Source organism: Pseudomonas sp. SIMBA_068 (genome assembly GCF_046534705.1).
GTDB classification, from domain to species: domain Bacteria; phylum Pseudomonadota; class Gammaproteobacteria; order Pseudomonadales; family Pseudomonadaceae; genus Aquipseudomonas; species Aquipseudomonas putida.
Genome location: NZ_JAWRYI010001153.1, coordinates 1 through 251, shown reverse-complemented (window position 1 = coordinate 251; position 251 = coordinate 1). Strand labels below are relative to the sequence as shown.

At 56.6% G+C, this 251-nt stretch carries 1 protein-coding gene; it reads left to right on the top strand.

Features of this window, described 5'->3' with window-relative positions; all coding sequences use genetic code 11:
• Positions 1 to 39: 39 nt before the first annotated feature.
• The coding region (locus SB756_RS33135) for an ammonia-forming cytochrome c nitrite reductase subunit c552 (RefSeq protein WP_410913643.1) at positions 40 to 251 on the top strand (212 nt) is incomplete at its 3' end.

Here is a 251-nt window from a genome sequence, read left to right as displayed (position 1 = left end):
CCGCTACCGATGGCATGCTGGAGTTGTAAAAGCCCGGATGTGGCGCGTCTGATCCAGAAAGACGGCGAAGATGGCTACTTCCACGGTAAATGGGCGCGCGGCGGTCCGGAAATCGTCAACAACTTAGGTTGTGCCGATTGCCATAACACCGCCTCTCCAGAGTTCGCCAAAGGCAAACCGGAGTTAACCCTTTCCCGTCCGTATGCGGCTCGCGCGATGGAAGCCATTGGTAAACCTTTTGAGAAAGCCGG